10 protein-coding genes are annotated in these 11,591 nt (G+C 59.9%); 8 read left to right on the forward strand and 2 right to left on the reverse strand.

Annotated elements, in window-relative coordinates; all coding sequences use genetic code 11:
• Nucleotides 1-98: 98 nt before the first annotated feature.
• The gene (locus SB725_RS15265) at nucleotides 99-758 is read right to left on the reverse strand and encodes a TetR/AcrR family transcriptional regulator (protein WP_410922086.1); all 660 of its coding nucleotides are present in this window, start codon (nucleotides 756-758) and stop codon (nucleotides 99-101) included.
• A 55-nt stretch (nucleotides 759-813) separates the two neighbouring features.
• On the opposite strand from SB725_RS15265, the gene SB725_RS15270 reads away from it, so the two are divergent.
• Both SB725_RS15270 and SB725_RS15275 read left to right on the forward strand, forming a co-directional pair.
• Entirely contained in the window at nucleotides 814-1,917 is a 1,104-nt protein-coding gene (locus SB725_RS15270; protein ID WP_410922088.1) for a DUF2855 family protein, read from the forward strand.
• 161 nt (nucleotides 1,918-2,078) lie between these two features.
• Nucleotides 2,079-3,362 carry an arsenic transporter gene (locus SB725_RS15275; RefSeq protein ID WP_027923398.1) on the forward strand — a complete coding sequence of 428 codons (1,284 nt, stop codon included), beginning with the start codon at nucleotides 2,079-2,081 and terminating at the stop codon, nucleotides 3,360-3,362.
• 38 nt (nucleotides 3,363-3,400) lie between these two features.
• Here the strand turns inward: SB725_RS15275 and SB725_RS15280 are convergent, their stop codons facing one another.
• Nucleotides 3,401-4,351, reverse strand: coding sequence for a DUF1853 family protein (locus SB725_RS15280; RefSeq protein WP_059180957.1), 951 nt, complete (start codon nucleotides 4,349-4,351; stop codon nucleotides 3,401-3,403).
• Nucleotides 4,352-4,459: 108 nt separating this feature from the next.
• Here SB725_RS15280 and SB725_RS15285 point away from each other — a divergent pair, with 108 nt between their 5' ends.
• From SB725_RS15285 to pepN, 6 genes are read left to right on the forward strand one after another with little or no spacing between them, the layout of a single operon-like run.
• Nucleotides 4,460-5,350: an NAD(+) kinase gene (locus tag SB725_RS15285; protein WP_027923400.1), complete on the forward strand. Its 891-nt coding sequence runs from the start codon at nucleotides 4,460-4,462 to the stop codon at nucleotides 5,348-5,350.
• On the forward strand, nucleotides 5,347-6,321 hold the full coding sequence (locus tag SB725_RS15290) for a metallophosphoesterase (protein ID WP_371258947.1): 975 nt from the start codon (nucleotides 5,347-5,349) through the stop codon (nucleotides 6,319-6,321). Before SB725_RS15285 ends, SB725_RS15290 begins: the two co-directional genes overlap by 4 nt.
• A complete protein-coding gene (locus SB725_RS15295) occupies nucleotides 6,318-7,187 on the forward strand; it encodes a rhomboid family intramembrane serine protease (protein WP_027923402.1) in 870 nt (289 codons plus the stop codon). The genes SB725_RS15290 and SB725_RS15295 overlap by 4 nt, the downstream gene beginning before the upstream one ends.
• Before the next feature lie 34 nt (nucleotides 7,188-7,221).
• Nucleotides 7,222-7,482, forward strand: coding sequence for a YeaC family protein (locus SB725_RS15300; RefSeq protein ID WP_027923403.1), 261 nt, complete (start codon nucleotides 7,222-7,224; stop codon nucleotides 7,480-7,482).
• Complete coding sequence (locus tag SB725_RS15305) at nucleotides 7,479-8,309, forward strand: DUF2797 domain-containing protein (protein ID WP_027923404.1); 831 nt, start codon at nucleotides 7,479-7,481, stop codon at nucleotides 8,307-8,309. Before SB725_RS15300 ends, SB725_RS15305 begins: the two co-directional genes overlap by 4 nt.
• Nucleotides 8,310-8,319: 10 nt before the next feature.
• A complete protein-coding gene (gene pepN / locus SB725_RS15310; protein WP_410922091.1) occupies nucleotides 8,320-10,977 on the forward strand; it encodes an aminopeptidase N in 2,658 nt (885 codons plus the stop codon).
• Nucleotides 10,978-11,591: the final 614 nt, after the last annotated feature.

The raw sequence follows: 11,591 nt of genomic DNA on the forward strand, positions 1-11,591 counted from the left end.
TCCCCTGTAGGAGTGAGCCTGCTTGCGATGGCGGTGTGTCGGCCAAATCAATGCCAACTGACACACCGCTATCGCGAGCAGGCTCACTCCTACGGGGATTAGGGGGAGGGCAGCAATCGGCCGCAGATCATCGACTCGATTTCCGCCAGCCACGCAGCCGTTTGTGCCGCCGCCGGTTGCACAGTCACGCAGTAACGCCGGCCACCCCAGGCGGTGATCAACCAGGCATCGATGATTGTATCTGACGGATGCTCAGGCAAATCACTACACGCGGCAAACGCTTCGCGCCATTTCTGCGACAACTCCTGGAACACCCGTCGGTGGTGTTTGGGTTCGGCGATCTGGTGTTCAAGGGTCATCCATTCATAGTCGAACAACGGCTGATCAGCATCCGTCGGGTCGCAGGTCATGCGGATCAAGCGTTTGATTCGCACCTGCCAATCCAGATGCGTGGGTCGTACGACCTGTTCATCGATGTGCTGTAACAGATTGTCCAGGCAGTGGCGGACATACCCTGACAGCAGCGCTTCCTTGCTCGGAAAATAATCGTACAACGTCCCGATGGCGACGCCAGCTTCCAGCGCCACCGCTCGGGTGGTCAGCCCGGACCAGCCATCACGCCGCCAAATCCGAACAAACGCCTCGTAAATCGCTTCCACGGTGAAGATCGCCCGGGCCTGACTCGGCCGTTTCAGCGGTTTGGCGCGGGGATTGAGGGTGGGCGCAGTGCCCCTGGTGTTTCCGAACCCGCTCTTCATCGGCTGCCACTACTCTGGTGCTACCCGCCACTCACTCGCAGCAGGAGTCTGAAAGATGCAAAGTCCGAGCACGGTAACACGGCTGATCACCCGCAAAAACGCCCTCGACCAGAGTCGAATCGAACAGGAGCAGCGCAGTCTCGTTGCTGCCGAAGGGGAGGTGATTCTGAAAATCGACCGCTGTGCGCTGACCACCAACAACATCACCTACGCCGCTTATGGCGATTCGATGAACTACTGGGGGTTCTTTCCTACAGGGCTTGAGGAATGGGCACACATTCCGGCGTGGGGATTTGCCGATGTGATCGCGTCAACCGTGGAGGGGGTCGCGGTCGGAGAACGCTTCTACGGCTACTTTCCGATTGCCAGTCATCTGTGGATGCGTCCCGAGCGCGTCACCGACCGAGGTTTCTATGACGCCGCCGAACACCGGCAGGCATTGACCTCGGCCTACAACCAGTACACCCGGTGCAGTTGGGATCCGTACTACAGCCCCGACACCGAAAACCTGCAGATTTTGCTGAAACCGCTGTTTCTGACGTCGTCGATGCTGGCGGATTTCCTGCAAGACAATCAGTTTTTCGGTGCGACCCGGCTGGTATCTTCCAGTGCTTCGAGCAAAACCGCCTATGGCACCGCCGTGTGCCTGGAAAACCACCCCAACATTGAACGGGTTGCGCTGACTTCGGCCGGCAACAAGACCTTCGTCGAAGCGCTCGGTTGTTATGAGCGCACGGTGTCGTACGCCGAACTGGCGAGCCTGGCCAATGATCGTCCCACGCTGTACGTGGATTTTTCCGGCGACCTGGGTTTGCGTGACCGGGTGCATCAGCATTTCGCCGGGCAACTGGTGTACAGCTGCTTCGCCGGTTCCGCGCAAAGCACCGACGAGGCACAACTGAGCGCCATTGAAGGGCCGCAACCGGTGTTCTTTTTCGCCCCGGTCCAGCTGCGCAAGCGCAACGCAGAGTGGGGAGCGGAACGGGTCAGTCAACATATCGGCGAGGGGTTGCAGCGGTTTTATGGGCAAGTGACCGCGCCTGCCAATCCACTGCTGGAGGTGGTGGAGAGTGACGGTTATGAGGCGGCGCAGACGGTGATCACACGGCTGTTCAACGGCCAGGTCGCGCCAATGCAAGGCCATGTCATCCGACTGTAACCCTCCTGTTGTAGCCGCTGACGAGCAGCGCGAGGCTGCTACACGAGCCTCGCGCTGCCCATCAACTGTTACGGGATCGTGGTGTGTCGAAATTGGGGCTTTACTCTGGTCGAGCGTTGCGGCTGAATCGCGGTTTGTTTTTCCGCGCAAGGTTGCTTTGCATGCTCATCGCCTCACTCATTTTCCTGCTGACCATCACTCTGGTGATCTGGCAACCCAAAGGCCTGGGCGTGGGCTGGAGTGCGGTATTCGGTGCCGTGCTGGCGCTGATTTTCGGTGTCGTGCACCTGAGCGACATCCCGATCGTGTGGCAGATCATCTGGAATGCAACCGGCACGTTCGTGGCGCTGATCATCATCAGTTTGCTGCTGGATGAGGCGGGTTTCTTTGCCTGGGCTGCGTTGCATGTGGCTCGTTGGGGGCGGGGCAGCGGGCGCAAACTGTTTGCTTATATGGTGTTGCTGGGGGCTTTGGTCTCGGCTTTGTTCGCCAATGACGGCGCGGCGCTGATCCTCACGCCCATCGTGATTTCCATGCTGTTGGCGCTGCGGTTCTCCCCGGCGGCGACCCTGGCGTTCGTGATGGGCGCCGGTTTCATCGCCGACACCGCGAGCCTGCCGCTGGTGGTGTCGAACCTGGTGAACATTGTTTCCGCCGACTTCTTCCACATCACGTTCAACCGTTACGCGGCGGTAATGATCCCGGTCAACCTGGTGAGCGTCGCGGCCACATTGGCGATGCTGCTGTGGTTCTTCCGTCGCGACATTCCGAAGGACTATGACCCCGAACAACTGGAGCTGCCCGCCACGGCGATCCATGACAAGGCGACGTTTTATGCCGGTTGGGTGGTGTTGGTGATCCTGCTCGTGGGCTGTTTTGCCTTGGAACCACTGGGTATTCCAATCAGCGCCATTTCCGCGGTGTGCGCCGCGTTGTTGCTGGGTATCGCCGCGCGCGGCCACAAGATTTCCACGCGCAAGGTGATGAAAGAAGCACCGTGGCAGATCGTGATTTTCTCGCTGGGCATGTATTTGGTGGTGTATGGCCTGCGCAATGCCGGCCTGACCGGGTATCTGGCGGGATGGCTCGATGGCTTTGCCCATTACGGCGTATGGGGTGCGGCCATGGGCACGGGCGTGCTGACGGCGATTCTGTCTTCGATCATGAACAATTTGCCGACGGTGCTAATTGGTTTGCTGTCGATCGATGCCAGTCAGGCCAGTGGTGTGGTGAAGGAGGCGATGATTTACGCCAACGTCATCGGCAGCGACCTGGGGCCGAAAATCACGCCGATTGGCAGTCTGGCGACGTTGTTGTGGCTGCATGTGCTGGAGCGCAAGAGCATCCGGATCGGGTGGGGGTATTACTTCAAGGTCGGGGTGGTGTTGACGGTGCCGGTTTTGCTGGTGACGTTGGCGGCGTTGGCATTGCGGTTATCCGTTTAGACCGAGTTGGCTTCATCGCGAGCAGGCACTACAAAACCTCAACCATTACCCGGCACATTCGGCCAAAGATTCGCCACCAGAAACAACCGCTCCGCTTCCTCCCAGTCCCCCTCGGCATTCTCGGTCAGGCGCACCAACAACTGCGCCGGCGCCAACGGCTCCAGAGTACCGAGCCACGCATTCAATTGCTCGACGCTCCAGGTCTGCTCCGCAGGATAATGCGCCGGCGCCAGCCAGGCATGGCGGGGCAGGGGCTGCCAGCGACCGAAAGGGCGCTGCACGACAAAATCCGCCCAGTCCTTCTGATGCAGCCAGCTACCGCGCAAATGCTGCGGATGCGCGCCGCCGGGCGGTTCGGCCTGTCCCGGCCACGGATACAGCAGGTAACCGCCGAGCCACAAGTGGGCGCTGAACTGCTGGATATCCAGGGCCGCCAGCACTTCGCGGCTTTCGACGCGGGCAGAAATGGGCAATTGATGCTGAGCCAGGTGCGCCAGTTTTCGGTCCAGTCGATCATGGCAGCCGGGGCCGAGCCACTGCGCGGTGTCGTGTCCGTCGCCATGTTGCGGCCCCAGATAGAGCTTGATCGCCAGTTCCAGGTGATGCACGCCGTCGCGATCACGCAGCAGCATGTCCAGTTCGCCCAGCGTGTGGCCTTCACGGCGAATCGGCAGGTTGGCGGCGATCAACTCGATTCCCGGCGCGTGACGCACCGCGTACTGCCAAAGCCGCTCGTAATACAGGCCCAAGCGCCGGGTTCGGGCCTGGGACAGCCAGTGCAGCAAGTCATAACTGTCACGGTCCAGTTGCCGCAACCAGCGTTCCAGGCGTTGCGGTTCTTGCACCCATTCACTGCCGGCCAGCGGATGCCGCTGCGGCCAGGGCGTATCAACGAGCATCGGCGGCGCGAGGATGACCCAGGCCAGGTCGCGCACTTCGGGGTGGCGCAACTGATGGGGCAACGAGAGCAAATCGGGAAATAGGATCATCTTGCGAGCATAGCCCTAAACATGAGTACACCCTTGTGGCTGAAAGGATTTTGTCTATCCCGCGCTTTCGCCCATAATCGTCTTTTTCGCCGTCCTTGCAGGAACCCCATGGAGCAATTTCGTAATATCGGCATCATCGGTCGCCTGGGCAGTTCCCAGGTGCTGGATACCGTCCGCCGACTGAAACGGTTTCTGCTCGATCGTCACTTGCATGTGATCCTCGAAGACACCATCGCCGAAGTCCTTCCCGGTCATGGCCTGCAAACCTCGTCCCGCAAGATGCTCGGCGAAGTGTGTGACATGGTGATTGTGGTCGGTGGCGACGGCAGCCTGCTGGGCGCCGCTCGCGCGCTGGCCAAGCACAACATACCGGTACTCGGCATCAACCGTGGCAGCCTCGGTTTCCTCACCGATATTCGCCCTGATGAGCTGGAAGTCAAAGTCGCCGAAGTGCTCGATGGCCACTACCTGGTGGAAAATCGCTTCCTGCTGCAAGCCGAAGTCCGCCGGCACGCCGAAGCCATCGGTCAGGGCGATGCCCTCAATGATGTGGTGCTGCACCCCGGCAAATCAACGCGAATGATCGAGTTCGAACTCTACATCGACGGCCAGTTCGTCTGCAGCCAGAAGGCCGACGGCCTGATCGTCGCGACGCCCACCGGTTCGACGGCCTATGCGCTGTCGGCGGGCGGACCGATCATGCACCCCAAGCTTGACGCTATTGTGATTGTGCCGATGTACCCCCATACCTTGTCGGGCAGGCCGATTGTGGTCGATGGCAACAGTGAGCTGAAAATCGTCGTGTCCAAAGATATGCAGATCTACCCGCAAGTCTCCTGTGACGGGCAGAACCACTTCACCTGCGCGCCGGGTGACACCATCACCATCAGCAAAAAAGCGCAGAAGCTGCGGCTGATCCATCCGCTTGACCACAACTACTACGAAGTCTGCCGGACCAAGCTCGGTTGGGGCAGTCGATTGGGTGGTGGAGGCGACTGATGCTCGATCCCGCGCGTAGCTACGACCTGATCGGTGACGTGCACGGTTGCGCTCTGACCCTTGAGCACTTGCTCGACCGGCTCGGTTACCACAAACAAGGTGGCGTCTGGCGGCATCCGTCGCGCATGGCCGTGTTTGTGGGCGACATCATTGATCGCGGCCCGCGGATTCGCGAGGCGCTGCACATCGTGCATGACATGGTCGAGGCCGGCCAGGCGCTGTGCATCATGGGCAACCATGAATTCAACGCGCTGGGCTGGAGCACGCCGGCGCCACCGGGCAGCGGCAAGCAGTTCGTCCGTGAACACACGCCGCGTCATGCCCGGTTGCTGGGTGAAACCCTGACCCAGTTCGAAGACCATCCCGGTGACTGGCATGACTTCCTGCAATGGTTCTACGAAATGCCATTGTTCGTCGATGCCGGGCGCTTCCGGGTGGTGCATGCGTGCTGGGATTCGGGCCTGATCGAGCCGTTGCGCGGATTGTTTCCCAACGGTTGCGTCGATGAGCATTTCCTCCAGGCCTCGGCCGTGCCGGGCAGTTTCGCCTGCACCGTGTTCGACCGGTTGCTGCGCGGCACCGACATGCGCTTGCCCGATGGCTTGACCATGACCAGCGGCGACGGTCTGGTGCGTTCGTTCTTCCGCACCAAATTCTGGGAGGACGACCCGCAAACCTACGGAGACATTGTGTTCCAGCCCGACGCATTGCCTGAGCCCGTGGCCAGGACGCCACTGTCGTCCACGGAAAAAAATACCTTGCTGCGCTATGGCGTCGACGAGCCACTGTTGTTCGTCGGCCACTACTGGCGCAGCGGCAAACCGGCGCCGATTCGCCCGAACCTGGCCTGTCTGGATTACAGCGCCGTGCTCTACGGCAAACTGGTCGCCTACCGGCTGGATCAGGAAACCCGGCTCGATCCGCATAAATTTGTCTGGGTCGATGTCGAACGGCCGGAGGTGCTGCAATGAGTGTGGTTGCCGTTTTACGCCTGCCGCTGGCGGTGGATTTGAGCGGGTTCGTCAAACTGCTGCAGCGCATGCAGGTGCCGCACCGCGTCAGCGAGGAGGCGGGCGAGCAGGTACTGTGGGTGCCGTCCAACATCAGCGAAGACGTGCGTTCGCTGTACGAACGTTTTCCGGCCGGTGATCCCGATCAGCAGCTCGACATTCCGGCAGCGCAAACCACTCGGCGCCCCGGTTTCGTCGAGCAACTGCGTTACGCCAGGGCGACCGCGGCGATTTTGCTGCTGAGTATCCTGGTGGGTGCGGTGACGCTGCTGGGCGAAAACCTCGACACGATGCGCTGGCTGACCTTCCTCGATTTTCGCGTGGTCGGCGAGTACATCCGTTTCGTACCGTTGGCCGACAGCCTGGCGGCAGGGCAGTGGTGGCGCCTGATAACGCCGATGCTGATCCACTTCGGCATCCTGCACCTGGCCATGAACGGCATGTGGTACTGGGAGCTGGGCCGGCGCATCGAATCGCGTCAGGGCAGCATCAACCTGATCGGCCTGACGTTGCTGTTCAGCCTCGTCTCAAACTATGCCCAGTATTATTTCAGTGGTCCGACCTTGTTCGGTGGCTTGTCCGGCGTGCTGTACGGCCTGCTCGGGCATTGCTGGATCTTCCAGTTGTTGTCGCCGAACCCGGCTTATCGCCTGCCGCGCGGCGTGCTGGTGATGATGCTGGTGTGGTTGGTGCTGTGCCTGTCCGGGCTGGTCTCGATGATCGGCTTCGGTGAAATTGCCAATGCGGCGCACGTCGGCGGGTTGCTCGTCGGATGCCTGACCGGTTTGTTGGGTGGTTTGTACAACCGCCGTAAACTGGCCGCCTAAATCAGTTTATGTAGTAAAGAGCGCGGAGACCCTGATGTCCTCTTTTAACGAAATGATCCAAAACATCACCCCCGAGATCTACCAGAGCCTGAAACTGGCGGTGGAAATCGGCAAATGGTCCGACGGTGGCAAACTCACCGCCGAACAACGCGAACTGTCGCTGCAAGCGATGATTGCCTGGGAAATCCAGAACCTGCCCGAAGACCAGCGCACCGGTTACATGGGCCCGCAGGAATGCAGTTCGAAGTCGATCAGCGTACCGAACATTCTGTTCAAATCGGATGCCATCCATTGATCGAGATTGGCCGCGGTGCAATCAGTAAAATGTCGTCGCGTCTTGACGGGTCCGACGTGCAGTATGCGTTTCGCCTGGGCGATGTCGAGGTGCCGGTCAATCCAATGATCGGCACCACCGTACGCCTGGAATACCTGGGGGCGATCTTTTGCTCCCATTGCGGGCGCAAGACCAAAACCAGTTTCAGCCAGGGCTATTGCTACCCGTGCATGACCAAACTGGCGCAGTGTGACATCTGCATCATGAGCCCCGAGCGTTGCCACTACGACGCTGGCACCTGCCGTGAGCCGGAGTGGGGCGAGAAGTTCTGCATGACCGACCACATCGTGTACCTGTCCAACTCGTCGGGGGTGAAAGTCGGGATTACCCGCGCCACCCAGCTGCCGACCCGCTGGATCGATCAGGGTGCCCGTCAGGCGTTGCCGATCATGCGCGTGTCGACCCGCCAGCAGTCGGGTTTCGTCGAAGACCTGTTCCGCAGCCAGGTGGCGGACAAGACCAACTGGCGCGCCTTGCTCAAGGGCGAAGCGGTGTCGGTGGACCTGGCCGAAGTGCGTGATCAACTGTTCGACAGCTGCGCCGAGGGCCTGCAAACCCTGCAGGAACGATTTGGCCTACAAGCGATTCAGACCATTGCCGACGTAGAAACCCTCGAAATCCGCTATCCGGTCGAGCAATACCCGGCCAAGATCGTCAGCTTCAACCTGGACAAGAATCCGATTGCCGAAGGCACGCTGTTGGGAGTCAAGGGCCAATACCTGATCTTCGACACCGGCGTGATCAATATTCGTAAATACACGGCTTATCAGCTCGCCGTGCATCAGTAAGGACTCCAGCATGCGCACCGAACAACCGAAGATGATTTACCTGAAAGACTATCAGGCGCCCGAGTACCTGATCGACGAGACGCACCTGACCTTCGAGTTGTTCGAGGACCACAGCCTGGTCCATGCGCAACTGGTGATGCGCCGCAATCCCGAGCGCGGCCCTGGCTTGCCGCCGCTGGTACTGGACGGTCAGCAGCTGGAACTGCTGTCGGTCACCCTGGCTGATCGCGAGCTGAGCGAAAGCGACTATCAGTTGACGGACAATCACCTGACCCTGCACCCGACCAGCACCACGTTCACGGTCGACACCAGCGTGCGGATTCACCCGGAAACCAACACCGCGCTGGAAGGCTTGTACAAATCCAGCGGCATGTTCTGCACCCAGTGTGAGGCCGAAGGCTTTCGCAAGATCACCTATTACCTCGATCGCCCGGACGTGATGAGCAAGTTCACCACCACGGTCGTCGCCGAGCAGCACAGCTATCCGGTGCTGCTGTCCAACGGCAACCCGATTGCCTCGGGCCCTGGCGAAGACGGCCGGCACTGGGCGACCTGGGAAGACCCCTTCATGAAGCCGGCGTACCTGTTTGCGCTGGTGGCCGGTGATTTGTGGTGCGTTGAAGACACCTTCACCACCATGACCGAGCGTTCCGTGGCACTGCGCATCTACGTCGAGCCGGAAAACATCGACAAGTGCCAGCACGCCATGAACAGCCTGAAGAAGTCGATGCGCTGGGATGAAGAGGTTTACGGTCGCGAGTACGACCTGGACATCTTCATGATCGTCGCGGTCAACGACTTCAACATGGGCGCCATGGAGAACAAGGGCCTCAACATCTTCAACTCCAGCGCCGTGCTGGCTCGCGCCGAAACGGCGACCGACGCTGCGCACCAGCGCGTCGAAGCCATCGTCGCCCACGAATACTTTCACAACTGGTCGGGCAACCGCGTGACCTGCCGCGACTGGTTCCAGCTGTCGCTCAAGGAAGGCTTCACCGTGTTCCGCGATGCCGGATTCTCCTCGGACATGAACTCGGCCACGGTCAAGCGCATCCAGGACGTGGCTTACCTGCGCACACACCAGTTCGCCGAAGACGCTGGTCCCATGGCCCACGCCGTGCGCCCGGACAGCTTCATCGAGATTTCCAACTTCTACACCCTGACCGTGTACGAAAAGGGTTCGGAAGTGGTCGGCATGATTCACACCTTGCTCGGGGCCGACGGCTTCCGCAAAGGCAGTGACCTGTATTTCGACCGCCACGACGGCCAGGCGGTGACCTGCGACGACTTCATCAAGGCGATGGAAGACGCCAATGGTGTCGACCTGACGCAATTCAAGCGCTGGTACAGCCAGGCGGGTACACCGCGCTTGGTGGTGAGCGAGTCCTACGACGCGGCGGCGAAAACCTACAGCCTGACCTTCCGTCAAAGCTGCCCGGCGACCCCGGACAAGGTTGAAAAACTGCCGTTCGTGATTCCTGTGGAATTGGGCCTGCTGGACGCCAAAGGCGCGGCGATTGCCTTGCGCCTGTCCGGCGAAGCCAGCGCTCAGGGCACATCGCGGGTGATCTCGGTGACCGAAGCCGAGCAGACGTTCACCTTCATCGACATCGCTGAACAGCCGTTGCCTTCATTGCTGCGTGGTTTCTCCGCGCCGGTGAAACTGAGCTTCCCGTACAACCGCGATCAACTGATGTTCCTGATGCAGCATGACAGCGATGGTTTCAACCGCTGGGATGCCGGTCAGCAACTGTCGGTGCAAGTGCTGCAAGAGCTGATTGCCCAGCATCAGGCGGGGGAAACGCTGGTGCTGGATCAGCGCCTGATTTCTGCTTTGCGCACGGTGTTGTCGGACGAGACGCTGGACCAGGCCATGGTTGCGGAAATGCTTTCGTTGCCGGGTGAGGCGTACCTGACTGAAATCAGCGAAGTGGCTGATGTCGATGCGATTCACATTGCCCGTGAGTTTGCTCGCAAGCAATTGGCTGAAGGGTTGTTTGAGGCATTGTGGCTGCGTTATCAGGCTAATCGTGACCTGTCGAAGAAGACCCCTTATGTGGCCGAAGCCGAGCACTTTGCTCGTCGCGCGTTGCAGAACATTGCGCTGTCGTACTTGATGCTCAGCGGCAGGCCGGAAGTGTTGGCGGCGACGCTTGAGCAGTTCGAGGCGAGCGATAACATGACCGAGCGCCTGACGGCGTTGGCGGTGCTGGTCAATTCGTCGTTTGAAGCAGAAAAGGCCAAGGCACTGGCGAGTTTTGCCGAGCACTTCAAGGACAATCCGCTGGTCATGGATCAGTGGTTCAGTGTTCAGGCGGGCAGTGCGTTGCCGGGTGGTCTGGAGCGTGTGCGTCAGTTGATGCAGCATCCGGCCTTCAACATGAAGAACCCGAACAAGGTACGCGCGCTGGTCGGTGCGTTTGCCGGGCAGAACCTGATCAACTTCCATGCGGCGGATGGTTCAGGGTATCGCTTCCTGGCGGATCTGGTGATCGAGTTGAACGGGTTTAACCCGCAGATCGCTTCCCGGCAGTTGGCGCCGCTGACTCGCTGGCGCAAGTATGATGATGCGCGTCAGGCATTGATGAAAGGCGAGCTGGAGCGGATTCGTGCTTCGGGTCAGTTGTCCAGCGATGTGTTTGAAGTCGTGAGCAAGAGTCTGGCCTGAGTCTGGTTTTTTCTCCCTCAGGGTTCACTCGGACCCTGTGGGAACTGACTTTTCTGCTTTGACTGCCTACTGATGTACACCGTCCAAAACTGTAGGAGTGAGCCTGCTCGCGATGGCGTCCTGACAGCCGACCATTCTCTTCCTCGGTGTACATATCCATTTCTGCGGTAACGGCCACTTGTGGTTTCGCCCTTACGGCGAGGCACTTTTTTCAAACGCCAAAAAAGTACCCCAAAAGGCTCGCCCCGAGCGTCCGGCCCCTCGCTAAGGCTCGGCGTTCCTTCGCTCCGGTATCCATCCGGGGACACTGCCCTCCGGTCTGCTTCGCTACGACCTACATGCAGCGTGTTCGACTGCGTCGAACGGCGCTACGCGCCACTCCCCGGATGCACACCTCCACTCAGCCTCCCGAGGGGGCGGGTGAATCAAAAGCCAGATCAAAAGCTTTCAGGCGAGCTAACGCTCGGCCTGTTGAGTGGTGAGGGGCGGGAGGTAATTACTGTAAGGGTTGTGGGAGGCTGGATATTTTAGTTTGGCTTTGGCTTTGGCTTTGGCTTTGGCTTTGGCTTTGGCTTTGGCTTTGGCTTTGGCTTTGGCTTTGGCTTTGGCTTTGG

Origin of the sequence: Pseudomonas sp. SIMBA_041, from assembly GCF_046535095.1 — a bacterium.
Lineage (GTDB): Bacteria > Pseudomonadota > Gammaproteobacteria > Pseudomonadales > Pseudomonadaceae > Aquipseudomonas > Aquipseudomonas mucoides.

What these genes read in the sequence shown, in the direction of transcription:
- pepN (WP_410922091.1), top strand. Translation starts at nt 8,320, where the DNA reads ATGCGCACCGAACAACCGAAGATGATTTACCTGAAAGACTATCAGGCG.
- SB725_RS15300 (WP_027923403.1), top strand. Translation starts at nt 7,222, where the DNA reads ATGTCCTCTTTTAACGAAATGATCCAAAACATCACCCCCGAGATCTAC.
- SB725_RS15275 (WP_027923398.1), top strand. Translation starts at nt 2,079, where the DNA reads ATGCTCATCGCCTCACTCATTTTCCTGCTGACCATCACTCTGGTGATC.
- SB725_RS15270 (WP_410922088.1), top strand. Translation starts at nt 814, where the DNA reads ATGCAAAGTCCGAGCACGGTAACACGGCTGATCACCCGCAAAAACGCC.
- SB725_RS15295 (WP_027923402.1), top strand. Translation starts at nt 6,318, where the DNA reads ATGAGTGTGGTTGCCGTTTTACGCCTGCCGCTGGCGGTGGATTTGAGC.
- SB725_RS15285 (WP_027923400.1), top strand. Translation starts at nt 4,460, where the DNA reads ATGGAGCAATTTCGTAATATCGGCATCATCGGTCGCCTGGGCAGTTCC.
- SB725_RS15280 (WP_059180957.1), bottom strand. Translation starts at nt 4,351, where the DNA reads ATGATCCTATTTCCCGATTTGCTCTCGTTGCCCCATCAGTTGCGCCAC.
- SB725_RS15265 (WP_410922086.1), bottom strand. Translation starts at nt 758, where the DNA reads ATGAAGAGCGGGTTCGGAAACACCAGGGGCACTGCGCCCACCCTCAAT.